General features: G+C 71.5%; 19 protein-coding genes. 9 read left to right on the top strand and 10 right to left on the bottom strand.

Translation table 11 applies throughout. The annotated features are described in order from the left end of the window. Window positions 1-645, bottom strand: a 645-nt coding sequence (locus tag AC5LSR_RS06350; RefSeq protein ID WP_493464586.1) for a 3-phosphoshikimate 1-carboxyvinyltransferase, incomplete at its 3' end; no start/stop codon positions are given. Between the two features lie 267 nt (window positions 646-912). Here AC5LSR_RS06350 and AC5LSR_RS06345 point away from each other — a divergent pair. Next, window positions 913-1,329: a hypothetical protein gene (locus tag AC5LSR_RS06345; RefSeq protein ID WP_250281798.1), complete on the top strand. Its 417-nt coding sequence runs from the start codon at window positions 913-915 to the stop codon at window positions 1,327-1,329. Next, on the top strand, window positions 1,326-1,751 hold the full coding sequence (locus tag AC5LSR_RS06340; protein ID WP_250281796.1) for a hypothetical protein: 426 nt from the start codon (window positions 1,326-1,328) through the stop codon (window positions 1,749-1,751). The genes AC5LSR_RS06345 and AC5LSR_RS06340 overlap by 4 nt, the downstream gene beginning before the upstream one ends. Before the next feature lie 71 nt (window positions 1,752-1,822). Here the strand turns inward: AC5LSR_RS06340 and AC5LSR_RS06335 are convergent, their stop codons facing one another. Next, window positions 1,823-2,710, bottom strand: coding sequence for a methyltransferase domain-containing protein (locus AC5LSR_RS06335; protein WP_250281795.1), 888 nt, complete (start codon window positions 2,708-2,710; stop codon window positions 1,823-1,825). A 68-nt stretch (window positions 2,711-2,778) separates the two neighbouring features. Between AC5LSR_RS06335 and AC5LSR_RS06330 the strand changes: the two genes are divergently transcribed. The 4 genes from AC5LSR_RS06330 (at window position 2,779) to AC5LSR_RS06315 (ending at window position 6,232) form a co-directional block, all read left to right on the top strand. Then, the gene (locus AC5LSR_RS06330) at window positions 2,779-3,603 is read left to right on the top strand and encodes an alpha/beta hydrolase family protein (RefSeq protein ID WP_250290129.1); all 825 of its coding nucleotides are present in this window, start codon (window positions 2,779-2,781) and stop codon (window positions 3,601-3,603) included. Between the two features lie 711 nt (window positions 3,604-4,314). Then, on the top strand, window positions 4,315-4,926 hold the full coding sequence (locus AC5LSR_RS06325; RefSeq protein WP_043602969.1) for a sigma-70 family RNA polymerase sigma factor: 612 nt from the start codon (window positions 4,315-4,317) through the stop codon (window positions 4,924-4,926). Continuing rightward, entirely contained in the window at window positions 4,923-5,207 is a 285-nt protein-coding gene (gene rsrA, locus AC5LSR_RS06320) for a mycothiol system anti-sigma-R factor (protein ID WP_250281793.1), read from the top strand. Before AC5LSR_RS06325 ends, rsrA begins: the two co-directional genes overlap by 4 nt. A 74-nt stretch (window positions 5,208-5,281) precedes the next feature. Then, window positions 5,282-6,232 (top strand): NAD-dependent epimerase/dehydratase family protein, encoded by a 951-nt coding sequence (locus AC5LSR_RS06315; RefSeq protein WP_250281792.1) that lies wholly within the window; start codon window positions 5,282-5,284, stop codon window positions 6,230-6,232. Between the two features lie 366 nt (window positions 6,233-6,598). Here AC5LSR_RS06315 and AC5LSR_RS06310 read toward each other — a convergent pair whose 3' ends face one another. Both AC5LSR_RS06310 and AC5LSR_RS06305 read right to left on the bottom strand, forming a co-directional pair. Further along, window positions 6,599-6,673, bottom strand: a complete 75-nt coding sequence (locus tag AC5LSR_RS06310; RefSeq protein ID WP_369299096.1) for a 50S ribosomal protein bL37 — start codon at window positions 6,671-6,673, stop codon at window positions 6,599-6,601. Between the two features lie 242 nt (window positions 6,674-6,915). Then, a complete protein-coding gene (locus tag AC5LSR_RS06305) occupies window positions 6,916-7,542 on the bottom strand; it encodes a DUF5317 domain-containing protein (RefSeq protein WP_250281789.1) in 627 nt (208 codons plus the stop codon). A gap of 338 nt (window positions 7,543-7,880) precedes the next feature. On the opposite strand from AC5LSR_RS06305, the gene AC5LSR_RS06300 reads away from it, so the two are divergent. Beyond that, window positions 7,881-8,111 (top strand): biotin/lipoyl-binding carrier protein, encoded by a 231-nt coding sequence (locus AC5LSR_RS06300; RefSeq protein WP_250281787.1) that lies wholly within the window; start codon window positions 7,881-7,883, stop codon window positions 8,109-8,111. Between the two features lie 49 nt (window positions 8,112-8,160). On the opposite strand, the gene bsaP is transcribed toward AC5LSR_RS06300, so the two are convergent. The 4 genes from bsaP to AC5LSR_RS06280 all read right to left on the bottom strand — a co-directional run bounded on the left by bsaP (window position 8,161) and on the right by AC5LSR_RS06280 (window position 11,832). Continuing rightward, entirely contained in the window at window positions 8,161-8,514 is a 354-nt protein-coding gene (gene bsaP / locus AC5LSR_RS06295; protein WP_445548264.1) for a biotin synthase auxiliary protein BsaP, read from the bottom strand. Window positions 8,515-8,685: 171 nt separating this feature from the next. Further along, window positions 8,686-9,777 (bottom strand): biotin synthase BioB, encoded by a 1,092-nt coding sequence (bioB, locus tag AC5LSR_RS06290; protein WP_493468242.1) that lies wholly within the window; start codon window positions 9,775-9,777, stop codon window positions 8,686-8,688. A gap of 124 nt (window positions 9,778-9,901) precedes the next feature. Continuing rightward, window positions 9,902-10,618 (bottom strand): dethiobiotin synthase, encoded by a 717-nt coding sequence (gene bioD / locus AC5LSR_RS06285; protein ID WP_250281784.1) that lies wholly within the window; start codon window positions 10,616-10,618, stop codon window positions 9,902-9,904. After that, window positions 10,615-11,832 (bottom strand): 8-amino-7-oxononanoate synthase, encoded by a 1,218-nt coding sequence (locus AC5LSR_RS06280; RefSeq protein WP_250281783.1) that lies wholly within the window; start codon window positions 11,830-11,832, stop codon window positions 10,615-10,617. Before AC5LSR_RS06280 ends, bioD begins: the two co-directional genes overlap by 4 nt. A 253-nt stretch (window positions 11,833-12,085) precedes the next feature. Between AC5LSR_RS06280 and AC5LSR_RS06275 the strand changes: the two genes are divergently transcribed. Continuing rightward, a complete protein-coding gene (locus AC5LSR_RS06275; protein WP_250281780.1) occupies window positions 12,086-13,558 on the top strand; it encodes a sensor histidine kinase in 1,473 nt (490 codons plus the stop codon). A gap of 271 nt (window positions 13,559-13,829) precedes the next feature. Here the strand turns inward: AC5LSR_RS06275 and AC5LSR_RS06270 are convergent, their stop codons facing one another. Next, on the bottom strand, window positions 13,830-14,078 hold the full coding sequence (locus tag AC5LSR_RS06270; protein ID WP_013872459.1) for a WhiB family transcriptional regulator: 249 nt from the start codon (window positions 14,076-14,078) through the stop codon (window positions 13,830-13,832). A gap of 579 nt (window positions 14,079-14,657) precedes the next feature. On the opposite strand from AC5LSR_RS06270, the gene AC5LSR_RS06265 reads away from it, so the two are divergent. After that, window positions 14,658-15,392: a glycerophosphodiester phosphodiesterase gene (locus tag AC5LSR_RS06265; RefSeq protein WP_250281778.1), complete on the top strand. Its 735-nt coding sequence runs from the start codon at window positions 14,658-14,660 to the stop codon at window positions 15,390-15,392. 119 nt (window positions 15,393-15,511) lie between these two features. On the opposite strand, the gene AC5LSR_RS06260 is transcribed toward AC5LSR_RS06265, so the two are convergent. Next, window positions 15,512-16,391: diacylglycerol/lipid kinase family protein (locus AC5LSR_RS06260; protein ID WP_493468241.1), on the bottom strand; the 880-nt coding region annotated here is incomplete at its 5' end.

Here is a 16,391-nt window from a genome sequence, read left to right as displayed (position 1 = left end):
GGCGCGCAGGTCCGCGACGGTCATCTCCAGGTACGGCCAGGACGGCAGCCGCGCACCGACATGACGGACGGTGACGCCCTGGTCGTAGCGGGGGGCCGCCAGCAGCAGACCGGAGACGAGCTGGCTGGAGGTGGACGCGTCCACCGTCACCGCGCCACCGGGCAGGTGCCCCCGGCCGTGCACGGTCAGCGGCATCCGGTCGCCGTCGATGGCCGCGCCCAGGGTCCGCAGCGCGTCCAGCAGAGGGGTGAGCGGACGCTCCCGCATGCGCGGGTCGCCGTCGAAGACCACGTCGCCGTGTGCCAGCGCGGCCAGCGCGGGGGTGAACCGGGCGACGGTGCCGGCGTTGCCGCAGTCGATCCGGGCAGCCGGGGCCGCCTGGAGCGGGTAGCGGCCGTGGACCAGCCAGTCATCGTGGTCATCGACGACGGCGACGCCGAGCTCGCCGAGGGCGGCGGCCATGAGCAGCGAGTCGCGGGAGCGCAGCGGCCTGGTCAGCCGGCTGGTGCCGGCGGAGATCGCGGCGAGGATCAGGGCGCGGTTCGTCGCCGACTTGGACCCGGGCATGGTCACGGTCGCGTCGACCGGCCGGTCGGCCGTCGGCGCCGGCCAGGGATCCGTGGGTACGTCCGTGGTGACGGTCACCCGTTCAGCATGCCGGACGCGGACGCCCGGCAGGCGCCACCGGGGCTGTCAGCCCGCGGCCGTACCCGTTCGCGTGCCGGCGATTTTGATCAGGGCTGGTAGTGGGGGCCGCGGAGATGTGATCGCGCCGCTTGGAAACATGGTTCGGTGGCGCCCGGGTTCCTGTCCCGGTCCGAGGCTGGCATTGCCGTCAACCGTCAACCGTCAACCGTCTAGCGAGTACGTTGAGTACTTGACGTACTTCTGGTGTCTGGCCTAGGAGGTTGGATGACCGCCGTGCACTATGACAGCTACACCGACGCTCGCGCCCACCTGAAGGATCTGTTGGACGCGGCGGAGCGGGGCCGGGTCGCGACGGTGCGGCGGGACAACCGGATCACCGCGTTTGTGGACCAGGAGCGTCTGCGGCATTTCCTGGCCTCGGTGAGCCCGTCTCGCGCCCAGGTGGTGGCGGAGGCGGGCGGGTGGTCGATCCTCATTCCCGGGTTGCCGGTGGCCGCCGACGGGGCGGATCTGGACGAGGCCCTGGACGAGATGATCGTCGCCCTGCGGGAGTATGCCGAGGACTGGCAGGATCGGCTCCTCGACGCCCCCAACCACGCGACCAACTGGGGTCTGGTCCAGTTGGTCACTCTCAGTAGCGACGTCCAGCTGCGTGAATGGCTGGTCGGGCCGGTAGGGTGATCTTTTCTCAGCCGGCCCGCGAGGCGCACGAGAAGTTCTGCCGGGCCGAGCAGTGGACCCAGGTCCGGGACGCACGCGGACGGACCGGCACCCACCACGTCACGTTCGAACTCGCCCTCGCCGACGGACGGGTGCTGCGTACCCGTATCTCGCACCCGGTCGACCGGACGGCGTACGGGCCGAGCAGGTGGAGCCACATCCTGCGCGATCAGTTGGATGTCACGGAGGACGAGTTCTGGACGTGTGTGCGGGACGGCATCCCGCCCAAGCGGGGCGCCCCGGACGTGCCCGCGCAGGCCCTGCCGGCCGAACTCGTGTATCTGCTCAGGCAGCGGGTCGGCCTTGGCGAGGCTGAGATCGCGGGCATGACCAGGGACGAGGCCGTGACACGGCTCAACCGGTACTGGACCACAGGATCATGACCGCCGTGGCGCGGCCTGGCGGGGCATGACCGCTGGACGGCCGGGAAGCGGCGACGGCCGTCGCCGCGGGCTCAGTCGGGGCGGCGGGCGCTGGCGACCAGGTGGATGCCGATCGACTCGCCCTCGCGTTCGGCCGAGAGATCGACCTCGGTGCGGACCAGGGTGGGAAAGCAGGAGACGTCGGAGGCGACCGCGCGGGTCACCGCCTCGGCCGAGAGCACCGTCCGCGGGCGGATCCAGTCGACGTCCAGGCCGGCGCTGGTCAGCAGGGCGCGCAGCTCCTCCGGCCAGAAACAGCGGGTGATCGACCCGTCCTCGGCCGGGACGAGGACGACGTCGGCGCGCGGGACGTCGGACAGCTCCGCCCAGCGGTGCTGCTCGGCGAGCCGGGCCAGGCCCAGCAGCAGCGAGTCGACGCACAGCAGCAGCCGCCCGCCGGGGCGCAGCATACGGTGGATCTCTTCCAGGGTCGTCTCGGTGGCCAGGCAGAACGACAGCGCGCGGCCTTCGGCCAGGACGGCGTCGAAGCTCTCCGGCGTGAACCAGTCAAGCGACCGGGGGTCACCGGCCACCTGCACCAGCCGCCCGGGGCCGGTGATGTCGCCCGGCCGGACCGCGGTGAGCCCGCCGGCCGCGCCGGGACGCACGGAAGCCCCGCCGGAGCGGGCATGGCCGTCCGCGCGCCTGCCGGCAGCGCGGGCCCCCGAACGGTCCGGGGCCGGGACGACGCGCACGACGTCGTGCCCCGCCGCGACCATCTGGCGTGTGAACCTCGTCCGTGGGCCGGAGACGTCCAGGACCCGGATCCGTGGCATCGGCAGCCAGCTGGCCAGCTGGGTGGCGGCGACATCTTCGTAGAACGCCCAGTACGGATCATCGCTGTCCGTGGGGGCCTCATAGACGAGGGTCGGCGTTCGTCCGCGCGACTGATCTGGCTCGGCGTCGAGACGCGGCAGCATGGACCTTTCCTACCCTTCAGGGGGGAAGATGCGAAACAAGTCACACACACTCACGGGAAGTCTGACAGATGCACACGGGCAGCGGTGACATTTTTCTCCCGGGTACGACCACGGCCGGCGCCTCCTCCACCGATCGGACTTCCCTGGAAGTGGACGGCGCACGGGTCTTCCTAGTTCCCGCGACCGGGGCACCGGCGGGAACTGTCGTCCTGCTGCACGGTGCCGCCAGCGGGACGGATGTCGGCGTGTTGTCCGTGCTGGCGCGGCGGCTGCCGGCGCGCGGGGTTGGGGTGGCCCGCCTGGAGATGCCCTATCGTGTCGCCGGCCGCCGCGCGCCGGACCGTCCGGCCCGGCTGGACGCGGTGCTGCACGCGGTCATGGACGCCCTGGGGCGGCCGCGGCCCGTCGTCCTGGCCGGCCGTTCCATGGGATCGAGGGTGGCCTGCCGCTGCGCCCGCACGACCGGGGCCGCCGGAGTAGTGGCCTTCGGCTTCCCGCTGTGTCCCCCAGGACGGCCCTCCGCCTCGGCCAAGAAAGATTTTGGCCGAGGCTTTGGGCAGGATCCCCCAGGACGGCCCTCCGCCTCGGCCAAGAAAGATCTGGAGGAGGCTGCCCGCGACGGTGGGCGGGAGCCGCGGGGGAGCCGGCCGTCGCGCCTGCCCGAACTGCTCGCCGCCGGCGTCCCCGTGCTCGTGCTCCAGGGGGACCGGGACACCTTCGGCATGCCCGGTCCGGACCCGGCCCGGCACATCGAGGTGCATGTCCTGGCCGGCGCCGACCACGCCATGCGGACACGCCGCAAGGACGGCCGCGACGAAGCCGAGGTCGTCGACGAGGCGGCGGCCGTCGCGACAGAGTGGATCATTGCCCGGCTGGCCTCCGCCAGGCCGTGAGCGTCCGGCGGGCGCCGAGGCGCCGAGGCGCCGTGCTCCGCGGTAGTTCTGTCGTGACGCCGTAGTTCTGTTGTAACGTTGTGAAGATTGCAGGTCTATGGTGGTTGATGGCAGTAAATGTCATCTTGTCGGCTTTTTCGTGTTCTCGTGTTGCTCTTCCCGTGTACTTGTGGAGGTGTGAGGGCGGCCCTGTCACGCGTCCGCCGAGGCCGGGGCTCGGGGGCCGCCGGGAATCCGACGGCTGGTCGGGCGGTTACGCCACCTGCAGAGATTCTTGGAGCCGTCCGCGACGCGGGAGAGCAACGGGCCGGGCTGATCGTTTCATGGTCCGCCGGCCCCCATGATCGTGTTGGTTCCGGCCGGCGGGGACATCCATTCGGAGGTTCGATGACTGCCCAGTTCGCAACCGGGCTGGCGGGCCGGTGGCGACACGACGATGTTCGCGACGGCGCGCCTGTTGTGCCGTCCGTGGCCGAGGCCCCTGGGCCGCTGGTAGCCTGTGCCCGCGTCACCGCGTCGACGCCCGCTCCGGCGCCCCGTCCGCATGATGGCCTGCTCGGCCCTTCCGGCCGGCGGCCAGACGTCCCGGAACCTGCCGGTACCGATGGCTTTTCCGTACGCGCGTACGCACCGGCCAGGGTATCGTCCGTTCCAGGAGCCGCCGGCACGTCCGTGAGCCGGTATCCCGCGGACGACCCAAGGAACGAGGGAGTGGTCCTGGTCGACGAGACCGTCGAGGAGCGCAGCAGCCGCTTCGAGCGAGACGCCCTGCCTTTTCTTGATCAACTTTATGCGGCGGCGCTGCGGATGACGCGTAATCCGGCCGACGCCGAAGACCTGGTGCAGGAAACCTTCGTCAAGGCGTTCGCCGCCTTCCACCAGTTCCAGGAAGGCACGAACCTCAAGGCGTGGCTCTACCGCATCCTGACGAACACGTTCATCAACACCTACCGCAAGCGTCAGCGCCAGCCGTTGCAGAGCCCGACCGAGCAGGTCGAGGACTGGCAGCTCGCCGACGCCGAGTCGCACACGTCCAGCGGCCTGAAGAGCGCCGAGACCGAGGCGCTGGAGCACCTGCCGGACAGCGATGTCAAGGAGGCGTTGCAGGCGTTGCCCGAAGACTTCCGTATTGCGGTGTATCTTGCGGATGTAGAGGGGTTCGCCTACAAGGAGATCGCGGAGATCATGGGTACCCCGATCGGTACCGTGATGTCACGCCTGCATCGCGGCCGTCGTGGGCTGCGTACCGCTCTTGAACACTACGCCCGGGAACGCGGCCTGGTCCGGGCCGGCAGCTCCGAGACCGACGGTGGTGGATCGTGAGCTGTGGGGAGCCGCACGCGGTCGACTGTCGGAAGATCCTGGAAGCGGTCTACCTCTATCTTGACGGCGAGATCGATTTCGAGCACAAGCACCTGGTTCGTTCCCATCTGGACGAATGCTCCCCGTGCCTTCGGGAGTTCGGGGTGGAACACGAGGTGAAGCTGCTGGTGGCCCGCAGGTGCGGGGGGGAACGCGCACCCGAGTCGCTCCGGGAGAGCGTCCTGGAACGGCTGCGGGCCGCCCGTATCGACGCGGATACGGCGGAGTTCCGCGCCGAATAAGGACTGAACAAGACTGGAGCAAGGAGGTCGGCCGTGACGGCCGGCCGTCCGACCGGCGGTTAGGCTCTTGTGCCGTGCGTATCCTCGTCACCGGCGCGGCCGGTTTTATCGGTTCCACGGTCACTGACCGTATGCTCGCCGACGGCCATGATGTCGTCGGGGTCGACGATTTGTCCACCGGTCGACTTGAGAACCTCGGCCCCGCTCTGCGTGACCACCGGTTTTCCTTTGAGAAGGTGGATATCACGTCCACCGAGCTGCCCGGTGTCGTCGGGCGGGTCCGTCCCGACGTCGTCCTGCACCTGGCGGCCCAGATCGACGTGCGGGTGAGCGTCAGCGACCCACTGCTCGACGCCCGGCTGAACGTACTCGGCACGATCAACGTGCTGGAGGCGAGCCGGCTCGCCGGCGTCGGGAAGTTCGTCCACACCTCCTCCGGCGGCTCGATCTACGGGACGCCGCGGCACCTGCCGGTGGACGAGACCGTGCCGGTGGCTCCCGAGTCGCAGTACGCCGCGGGCAAGGCGGCCGGTGAGCTCTACCTGTCCGTGTACCGCTCCACATACGGGCTGGCCACGACGGCACTGGCGCTGGGGAACGTCTACGGCCCCCGCCAGGATCCGCACGGCGAGGCCGGGGTGGTGGCGATCTTCGGGACGGCGATGCTCGAGGGCCGCCCGACGAGGATCTTCGGTGACGGCACGACCACCCGTGACTACGTCTTCGTCGGCGATGTCGCGGACGCCTTCGCCCGGTCCGTCCCGCCGGATGCCGCCAACGGCGAACGCCTCAACATCGGCACCAGCACGCAGACGACCGTCCGGGACCTGCACCGCGCGATCGCGGGGATCGTCGGCGTGGCGGACGCCCCCGAGTTCGCCACGCCCCGGCCCGGTGAGCTGCAACGGATCGCGCTCGACATCGGCAGGGCGGCCCGGCTGGTCGGCTGGCGGCCCCAGGTCGACCTGGACAGCGGGCTGCGGCAGACAGTGCAGTGGCTGCGGACCCGTACCACCACCGGCTGACCAGCGCCTCTTCCCGGCACGTCCCCGCCGCCTGCCTGCCGCCGGGCGGCGGGTTCCACGATCGCCACCGGCCAGCCGCCGTTGTGTGCTGATCGCTGTGCGCCGGCAGCTGTGCGCCGGTCGCTGTGTTCCGGCTGGTTGTCGACCGGTTGTCCGCGCTCCTGATGGTTCGGGTTGTGGCCCGGTGGATTGTCACCGGGCCATTGCCGCTCCCGGCCGGTAGCTTCGCGGCCACGCGCGGGACGCGAACGGCGTCACAGATCCGTACGCGACAGATCCGTACGCGACAAATCCGTGACCGCCCGTGCCCGAGTTCGCCCGTGACCCGAAGAACATCACCCGCAGAACGCCAGGTGTCCGGATGGCTCAGGTGTTCGGGCGCTTGCCGTGGTTGGCCTTGCTCTTGGCACGTGCGCGCCGCTTGCGCTTCTTCTTCGCCACGTCGGGAACCTCCTTTCCGCTCCGGCCATCCTGCCAGACCCACGCCTTGGCCCCCGTCCACCACACCCCGCCCCGTCCATCCGCCGAGCGGGATCCCATCGTCGCCCACCGGTCACCCGGCTCGCCTGAACCGGCTCGCCTGAACGATGTGAATCGATGCCGCTGCCCCAGTGGCGAACTCACATCGTTCCACCGCCTGCCCGCTGATCGCGGCGGAGCCGTGGGCCGTCCGTTCCTTTTCCTTACCGGTCATCGGATGATCGGTAAGCCGTCGTGACGGCCGGCTCTTCCGCCAGGGGCTCCCGGGCGGTGGCGGAGCCGCTGTCCGGGGGGAGCCGGGATGCCAGGGTCCGGCGGGCCCGGACCGGCGCGACCGCGCCGAACATGCCGACGCCGGCGGCGATCAGGACGTCGCCGATGCCGACGACGGATCCCGCGCCGGGGAACGCCAGCGGGATCACGTCGGTGGCCGGGCGCAGGACGGTGTCGTCACCGCCCGGCGTGTGCCGGGCGGAGGCGTATATCTCGCTGGCGGGCACGCCGGCCCGTTCGGCCGCCCACAGCGACACCGGCATCTGACCGCCGTTGGCGAGGATCACCACGGTGTTCAGCGCGATCCCGGCCCACAGCAGGCCGACGCCGGGCAGCCGGGAGTTCGCCGCGGCGAACAGCACGACCGCCACCGTGGCCAGCGCCCACGAGACCGCGTGCAGGCCGGGGATGAGCCGGCCCGCGCTCAGGGCCGCGACCGTGGCCACGAACATCCACGGGCGTGCCACATAGATACGGACCAGAGCGTCCAGCGTGCCACCGCGGACCAGCCCGATGATGACACCGCCCACCAGGGCAAGCACAAGGAGAACGAACACACTCGTAGTGTGCGTTGTCCGCGGGGCCTTCGGCCGCAGGTGTGGCATTCCGGCATGTCCGGGTCGCCGCGGCCGGCTCTCCGCCGCCGTGCCCCGGCTGTGCCGCCTGGCTGTCCGTGCCGGCCGCCCACCCGTCCAGTGAAGATCGTTGACAGTTCCGGAGAGGGCCCGGGCCGGGAGTTGTTACCAGCGTGTCAAGAAATTGGGTGGATCGGTGCTCGAACAGGGGCTTTCTTTGTTGACGTGGCGCGCAGCGGTCGGGCGTCGACGCACACTACGCTCACGCTGTGCACATGTCCGCACCGGAGCAGGAACGCTCGGAACAGGGAAGGGGAGCCGTGGCCGAGGAAGTTCGGGCCGAGATGGTAGCCAACGTGTGGAAGGTCGTGGTCGGTGTCGGGGACACCGTGTCGGCCGGTGACACGCTGGTGATTCTCGACTCCATGAAGATGGAGATCCCGGTACTCAGCGAGGACGGCGGCCGGGTCGCCCAGATCGCGGTGCGGGAGGGGGACGTCGTTCAGGAGGGTGACCTGATCGCCCTCCTCGACCAGCTTCCGGTGGCCTGACCAGCCAGGTCCGCGACGAAGCGGGCCCGGGGGCGAGCGGGCCCGGGGGTCAGCCCGCGATCGTGCCGTGTTCGACGCAGCTGGCCGTCCAGCCGGTCGGGGTGATCTGGACGATCATCCGTCGTCGGCAGGTCCGGCAGAACCGTGGCGGTTCCAGCAGCCGGGCCTGGGCGCAGATGTCGTGCCCGCTGTCGGCCAGCGGCCGTCCGCACCGGTCGCAGAAGGCCGTCTCCGCCGCGCCGGGTGACCCAGGGAGCGGGCCGCGTCGGGCCTCCCCGACCGGCTGTGCCGGTCCGGGAGGCCCGACGGGAGCGGCAGAAGCGTGATCGGGCGGCCAGTGGCCTGCCGGCGCCCCGGGCGTGGGAGAAGCGTGATCGTTTCGCCTCTGACCCTCGGTAGTCATGGTTACGAGGGTAGAACATCGGGCGGCTCGGCCGACGTTCTGCCCGCGGCCGTTCTACCCGTCACCCGCCGGCCCGTCACCCGCCGCCACGGCTGGCCGCGGCGGCGCCGGCCTGCTCAGGTCCCGGCCGTCCCGGCCGTTCCGGGCTGCCACGGCCGGGACGGTCAGTGATCAGAACGTGGACTGCATGGACTTGATGGGCATCTTCAGGTCGGCAAGCATCTCCAGATCCGCCTCGGCGGGCCGTCCCAGCGTGGTGAGGTAGTTGCCGACGATGACCGCGTTGATGCCGCCGAGCATCCCGTCGACAGCGAGGTCACCGAGAGTGATCTCACGTCCGCCGGCGTAGCGCAGGATGGTGCGCGGCAGCGCGAGCCGGAACGCGGCGATGGTGCGCAGCGCCTCCTTCGGGCCGACCACCGGGAGATCGGCGAACGGTGTGCCCGGCCGCGGGTTGAGGAAGTTCAGCGGTACCTCGTCGGGCTCGAGCGCGGCGAGCTGGCCGGCGAGTTCGGCCTGCTGCTCCAGCGTCTCGCCGACCCCGATGATGGCGCCGCAGCACAGCTCCATGCCGGCGGCCCGCACCATCTCGCAGGTGTCCCACCGCTCCTGCCAGCTGTGCGTGGTCACGACCTGGGGGAAGTGCGAGCGCGCCGTCTCCAGGTTGTGGTTGTAGCGGTGGACGCCCATCGCGGCGAGCTCGTCCACCTGCTCCTGGGTGAGCATCCCGAGCGAGCAGGCGATGTTGATGTCGACGGCGGCACGGATCGCCTCGATCCCCGCCCGGACCTGGCTCATCAGGCGCTTGTCCGGGCCCCGGACGGCGGCGACGATGCAGAACTCGGTCGCGCCGGTCTCCCGGGTCGCCTTCGCGGCCTCGACCAGCGACGGGACGTCCAGCCAGACCGAGCGCACCGGTGAGTCGAACTTGCCGGACTGGGAGCAGAAGTGGCAGTCCTCCGGGCAGCCGCCGGTCTTGAGGCTGACGATCCCCTCGACCTCGACCTCCGGGCCGCACCAGCGCATCCGCACCTCGTGCGCCAGCGCCAGCGCCTCGCCGATCCGGTCGTCGTCGAGCCGCAGTACCTGGAGGGTCTGCTCGGCGGAGAGCCCCTGGCCACGCTCCAGCACCTGCTCGCGGGCGACCTGGAGGATGTCGGCGACCGGCGCGTTCCCTCCTGGGCTCCCGGCGGCCGTCGGCTGGTCGGCCGTCGGCCGGGTCGGTGTCGGCGGTTGCGTCGGCGGGGTCACGGGCACGGGCACGGTGGCTACTGACGGCGGCAAGGCGGTCTCCTGTGGTAGTTCGGTTACGGACCGTCGATTCGTCCGAGGATCCGGATGGCCCAGGTCCGTGAGGTCCCCGGGATGGTAGGCGGGCCGAGACAAGTCACGGTCTGTGGCTCTCTCGGAAGTCGTGGGCGTCGAAGGTGCCACCGAGGGCGGGCGCCAGGCAGACCCGGGCGGTGGCGCGGAACGCCGCGGCATCGGCGTGCCCCGCGCCCGCTGGCAGCGCTCCGGCGAGTGGGCGCGCGGCGAGCATCTCCATGTCCACGATGTTCGAGCGACAGGCGAGGTCGGGGGCGGCCGGCCAGGAGCCGATGACGAGCCCGGCGAGATCCAGCCCGCGGTTGGCCAGCGCCTCCAGGGTCAGCGCGGTGGTGTTGAGCGCGCCGAGCCCGGCCTCGCTGACCAGCAGCACCGGCGCGGCCAGCGTACGGGCGAGATCGGCGACAGTGCTGCCCTCGTCGTCGTAACGGACCAGCAGCCCGCCCGCGCCCTCCACCAGGACGAGCCGGTAGCGCTCGGCGAGCTCACCCACGTGCCGGGCGACGTCGGTGAGCTCCACCGGGGCACGCCGGTGCAGGCGGGCCGCGGCGGCCGGCGACAGCGCCGCCGGGAACCGGGCGTACTCGTACAGCCCCTCGACCCCGGACAGGGCGCGCACATGGTCGAGGTCGCCGGGCTCGCCGGGCTCGACACCGGTCTGGGCGGCCTTCACCACGGCGACGTCGACGCCCCGCTCCCGGGCGAGGGTGGCCACCGCGGCGGTGACGACCGTCTTCCCGACCCCCGTCCCGGTTCCTGTCACCACGAGAACCGTCATCCGGGACATCCGGGACAGCCGGGACGGCCGGGCGTGCCGATGGCCGCGGCGAAGGCGTCGGCGGCCCGGGCCAGGTCGGTGGCGGTGAGGTCGGCGCGGGCCGCGACCCGCAGCCGGCTCGTGCCCGGGGGCACGGTCGGAGGGCGGAAGCAGCCGACGGCCACCCCGTGCGCACGGCAGGTCTCCGCCGCCCGCACCGCGCGTTCCGGCTCGCCGAGGACGACCGACACGACCGCGCCGGCCGGCCGGGGCGCGCCGGTGAGGTCGGCCAGGTGGCGGGCGTGCCGTCGGACGTCGTCCGCGAGAGCCGGGGTCGCGGTGAGGATCCCGAGCGCGGCGAGCGCCGCGCCGGCGCAGGCCGGCGCCAGCCCGGTGTCGAAGATGAACGTGCGGGCGGTGTCGATGAGATGCGCGCGCACGGCCGGCGGGCCCAGCACGGCGCCGCCCTGGCTGCCCAGCGCCTTGGACAGGGTGATGGTGGCGACCACGTCCGGCTCGCCGGCGAGCCCGGCGTCCGCGAGCGCGCCCCGCCCGCCGGGGCCGACGACGCCGAGGCTGTGGGCCTCGTCCACGACCAGCAGCGCGCCGTGGGAGCGGGCGACCGTGTGCAGCGCGGCCAGCGGGGCCAGATCGCCGTCCGCGGAGAACACCGAGTCGGTGACCACGACGGCGTGCTGCCACGACCGTTCGGTCAGCGCCGCGTCGACCGCTGCGACGTCGGCGTGCGGCGCGATGACCACCTGCGCCCGGGACAGCCGACAGGCGTCCACCAGCGACGCGTGGTTACGCTCGTCCGAGACGATGAGGTCGTCGGGCCCGGTGAGCGAGGTGAGCACGCCCAGGTTGGCCGCGTACCCGGAGGCGAAGACCAGCGCCGAGGCGAAGCCGGTGTGTGCGGCCAGAGCGTCCTCAAGGTCGCCGTGCAGGGTGGTCGTCCCGGTGACCAGCCGGCTTCCGGTGGAGCCCGCGCCCCAGGTGCGCAGTGCCCGCACCCCGCCCTCGACCACCTCGGGGTGGCGGGACAGGCCCAGGTAGTCGTTGCCGGCCAGGTCCAGCGGGCGGGTGGGATCCCCGCCTGCCGGGTCGCCCGGCGTGCCTGAGCCGGGCGCGCGCGGGCGCACGACCCGGCGCAGCCCGGCTTCTTCCCGGCGCCGGGCATGGCCGTCCAGCCAGCCAAGCGGATCGGGGACCGCCTTGGTGGTATGCGGGTGCACACCAGGAAGCCTAGGTCAAAGGTGACGCGATCATGGTTTTCGTGTTGCCGGAGACACTGAAGTCGGCCCGCCGAAGGCAGCGCGATCATGTTTTCGCGCTGCCGGAGGCGCTGGAACCGGTCCCGCCGAAGGCAGTACGATCATGGTTTTCGTGTCGTCGGGAGAGTGACCGGATCATGGCGGTGCCGTGATCCGGGAAAGCTGATCGGGCACACGTGCTCCGAGCCGGCGCCGCGTCTGGCAATCTGCCTGCGTGGGAACGCTGGAGGACCTTCTACGCGAGAGTACCGATCTTGGTGCGGACGACATCGACCATCTGCACGCCCTGGTGGCCGACTGGGCGCTGTTGGCCGACCTGTCCTTCGCGGACCTGCTGCTGCTCGTGCCCAGCCGGGCCACGGCGGCTCGCGGCGGAGCCGGCCCGGGAGCCGAGTTCCTGGTGGTCGCGCAGGTGCGGCCGACCACCGGGCCGACGGCATACCACAACGACGAGGTCGGCAGCGTTGTGATCAACAGATGGGTGGTGCAGAACTCGTGGCGCGAGCACCGGATCGCCCGGGAGGGTGAGCCGGAGTGGGACGGCGGGGTGCCGGTGCGCACCGAGGCGATCCCGGTCCTGCACGCCGACCGGGTCATCGCCGTGCTGGCGCGGGACACCAACCTGGCCACCACCCGGACGCCGAGCGCGCTGGAGTCGGCGTACCTGCAGTGCGCGAACAACCTGGCGCTGATGATCGCCGAGGGGGCGTTCCCGTTCCGGGGCAGCAACGCCGAACTGCCCGAGGCGCCGCGCGTCGGTGACGGGATGCTGCGCCTGGACGGCTCGGGGAAGGTCATTTTCGCCAGTCCGAACGCGCTGTCGGCGTACCGCCGCCTCGGCTACACCGGCAACGTCACCGGTGAGGACCTGCGTTCGGTGCACCGGATGCTGAACCTGCCCGCGACCACGCCGGCCGTGTGGCACGCGATCGGGCGCCGCCGTCCGGTCGAGGTGGAGCTCGCGGTCGGGAGCACGGTGGTGCTGCTGCGCGCGATCCCGCTGTTTCCCGGCGCCACCCGTGAGGTGCTGGTCCTCGTCCGCGACGTCTCGGACCTGCGGCGCCGGGAGGCGCAGCTGCTGAGCAAGGACGCGACCATCCGCGAGATCCACCATCGGGTGAAGAACAACCTACAGACGGTAGCGGCCCTGTTGCGCCTGCAGATGCGCCGTACCAAGGTGGACGAGGCGCGCCTGGCGCTGCGGGAGTCGGTGCGGCGGGTGACCTCGATCGCGGTCGTGCACGAGACCCTTTCGCAGAGCCTCGGCGAGTCGGTGCCCTTCGACGAGATCGCTGACCAGATCACGTCGGTGACGGTGGACCTGGCTTCGACCGGGACCAGGGCGAGCACGACCCGCAGGGGATCGTTCGGCCAGCTGCCCGGTGAGCTCGCCACGCCGCTGGCACTTGTGCTTTCCGAGCTGCTGCAGAATGCCGTCGAACACGCGTTCGATGGTTCGGCCGGTTCGATCGAGCTACGGGTCCGGCGGTATCCCGACCGGCTGGACGTGGTGGTCGCCGACAACGGTGCCGGGCTGCCCGAGGACTTCCAGCTGGAGCACTCGCCCCGGCTCGGCCTGCAGATCGTGCGCCAGCTTGTCCTCGGTGAGATGCAGGGAGCGATCCGCCTCCAGGCGGGTGCGGAGCGCGGTACCGAGGCCCTGCTCTCCATCCCGCTGCGCGACTGAAAAAATTTTTCCAAGATCGGTGTTATGAGGACCGTCGAGGTGGGTACAGCACCACCGTGCCTGGCGCCGTCCCACCCCGTCCTGGCCTGTCGTTTTCTGCCATTTCAACACCGGTCCAGCGAGTGCCGTCGGCTTCGCTGGCAAACGACGCGGACACGGACAGAAGCAGCTCCAAGGCACACGACAGCATCCCGGTGGCCCATACCTCATGGCATGGCCATCTGGGAAGTCGCCGTCCGGCTCGAGCTGGGGTGGTGCCTGCGGGTACTGCTCAGGCGGTGCGGACGCGGGTGCGCGCGGGGCGCTTGAGCGCTCGGCGTTCATCCTCGCTCAGACCGCCCCAGACCCCGGAGTCCTGCCCGGTGTCAAGAGCCCAGCTCAAGCAATCACTTGTCACGGCGCACCGCCGGCAGACGGCCTTTGCTTCTTCGACCTGGCGTTCAGCCGGACCGGTAGTACCGATCGGGAAGAAGAGCTCGGGATCCTCGTCGCGACAGAGCGCTCTGTGGCGCCAGTCCATGCGTACAACTCCCTCTCTCGTCTCGAGCCACACTGCACGTGAGACGCTTTACGAGCCGCCACGGTTGTGTCGCACTTTCCGGCCGCCAAACGGCTGCCGGGCCCGCGCGGCTTCTCGATCTTTCGACCGGATGCACCGTCGCGTGTGAACCCGAGGTGTATGGGGTCATCCACCTCGGACATTCGCCACCCTCCCACCGCAACTGGCATGGGCGCAAGGACCTGCAAGTGGCTTCCCACCCCTTACCGACCCCTGACCACCCGGTTTCGTCCGTTAGAGACACAGGTGGACCACTCTTTGCGGCGGATCGGACGACGGTGACACACAGACCGTCCTAGTACCGCCAACTCAGGGAACACGCACGCCTGGCAGAGCCAGGACGGCATGCCGAATTGGCATTCGCGGTTGTCACCCCGGGTTTCTCGCGCGGTTCCCGGGCCCGGAGCCTTCCGGATCTCCGACCGGCTTCCGGCCCGCGGGCGGGCCAGGCAGTGATCACGCACTTCCGGCGTTCCGACGCATCCGGCCTCGCCAGCCCTGGCGTTACCGGGGGCGCGGCCGTGATGGCATCGTTGGCGCATGCAGGTTCTTGGTCACCGCGGTAGCCGGGTCCCCGGTCCGGAGAACACCGCTGAGGCGGTGGACGCCGCGTTGCGCGCTGGCGCCGATGGTATCGAAGTGGACGTACGGCGCAGCGCCGACGGGGATCTGGTCTGCGTGCACGATCCCCGGCTGCCGGGGCGGCTGACCGGCCGGGCCGTGATCCGCCGGACGACCCGCGAGCTCACCGGTCTGGGCGTGCCCACCCTGACCGACATCCTCGACGCCTGGGACGGCCGTGGCCGCCTCGTTCTCGAGGTCAAGAACCAGCCGGGCCAGCCCGACTTCGACGCCCCCCGGGAACGGACCGCCCGGGCCCTGGTCGAGCTCCTGCGCTCCCGCGGGCTCACCCGGGCCGCCGACGGCGCGTCCGGGGCGGTGACCGTCTCCTCGTTCGACTGGTTCGCGATCGAGGCGGTACGCGACGCCGGGATCGGCGTGCCCACCGCGTTCCTCACCATGCCGCGGATGTCGGCCAGCGGCGGCATCGCCTACGTGCGCTCCGCCGGCCATCAGGAGCTGCACGCCCACATCTCCTCGGTGCTCGGCTCCCCGGACGTGCCCGAACGGGCCCGGGCGGCCGGCGTGGGCCTGGTGACCTGGACGGTCACCTCGGTGCGGGAGGCCGACCGGCTGCGGGCCGCCGGTGTGGACGGGGTGATCTGCGACGACCCGGCCGAGGTCGTCCGAGGGCTCGGCCGGGGAGCGGCCTGAGCGGGCGCCCGACGGCAGCGAGCCGGCAACCCCTCGACCAGGGGGCTCCCCGCCCGTTCCCGGCTCCGGCTCCGGCTCTCGGGCGGGCGCTCGCGTCCGGCTCAGGCGATGACGGGCGCTCAGCCGATGACGCGCAGCGCCCTCGGCTCGGACCGCAGCGTCACCCGGGTCTGCGGGCCGATGTACTCGCCGTCCATCTGGAACGGCAGCTCGCGCGCGGCCGTCAACGTGATCGTGCGCTGGTCGTGCAGCGTGTAGACGTTCTTGCCGTGGGGGCCCCGGGCGCTGTGCAGCATCTGCAGGCCGGCGTGGGCCGTGCGCGCGAGCGTCGGCCGGTACAGGCCGAGAAGGTCCAGGCCGGTGTCGAACGAGGCCGCCGGGCAGGCGCGTACCAGCTGGGAGTCGAAATACGTCCAGGGCGTCGTGTTGCACACCACGGCGGCCTGGACGGTGTCCGGCCGCGCGGCGCCCGGGCCGGCCACGTCGACGGCCGCCCCGGCGGCCCCGGCCGCCTGGCCCGGTTCGCCGGTGGTGATGGTGATGGGCGGGCGCCGGCGCCCCGCGCCGCGGACGAAATGCCCGAGCGCCGAGCGCAGGTACAGCCCCGGGGTGTTGCGGCGCCCGTGTACCCGCTTGCGCTCCACCCGTTCGACCACGGCCGCGTCCACGCCGAGGCCGGCGCAGAACATGAACCACCGGGACTGGCTGGTGCCCGACCGGCTGGTGAAGGTGGCGTGCCCGAGGCCGATCCGGCGGCTGCGCCCTTCGCGCAGTGCCTCCAGGAGCTCCCCGGTGGCCTCCACCGGGGAGGCGGAGTAGCCGAGCGCGCGGGCGAAGACGTTGGTGCTCCCACCGGGCACCACGGCCAGTGCCGGTGCGCCCGGGACCGGACCCGCCCGCAGGAGGCCGTTGGCGATCTCGTTGACCGTGCCGTCGCCGCCGAAGGCGACGACGAGGTCGACACCGGCGTCGGTGGCGCGCTCGGCGAGCTCGATGGCG

It is taken from the genome of Protofrankia sp. CiP1_Cm_nod4, assembly GCF_982290645.1.
This window is presented reverse-complemented; position numbering and strand designations above follow the sequence as displayed.

What these genes read in the sequence shown, in the direction of transcription:
- AC5LSR_RS06345 (WP_250281798.1), top strand. Translation starts at nt 913, where the DNA reads ATGACCGCCGTGCACTATGACAGCTACACCGACGCTCGCGCCCACCTG.
- AC5LSR_RS06335 (WP_250281795.1), bottom strand. Translation starts at nt 2,710, where the DNA reads ATGCTGCCGCGTCTCGACGCCGAGCCAGATCAGTCGCGCGGACGAACG.
- AC5LSR_RS06330 (WP_250290129.1), top strand. Translation starts at nt 2,779, where the DNA reads ATGCACACGGGCAGCGGTGACATTTTTCTCCCGGGTACGACCACGGCC.
- bsaP (WP_445548264.1), bottom strand. Translation starts at nt 8,514, where the DNA reads ATGACTACCGAGGGTCAGAGGCGAAACGATCACGCTTCTCCCACGCCC.
- bioD (WP_250281784.1), bottom strand. Translation starts at nt 10,618, where the DNA reads ATGACGGTTCTCGTGGTGACAGGAACCGGGACGGGGGTCGGGAAGACG.
- AC5LSR_RS06270 (WP_013872459.1), bottom strand. Translation starts at nt 14,078, where the DNA reads ATGGACTGGCGCCACAGAGCGCTCTGTCGCGACGAGGATCCCGAGCTC.
- AC5LSR_RS06265 (WP_250281778.1), top strand. Translation starts at nt 14,658, where the DNA reads ATGCAGGTTCTTGGTCACCGCGGTAGCCGGGTCCCCGGTCCGGAGAAC.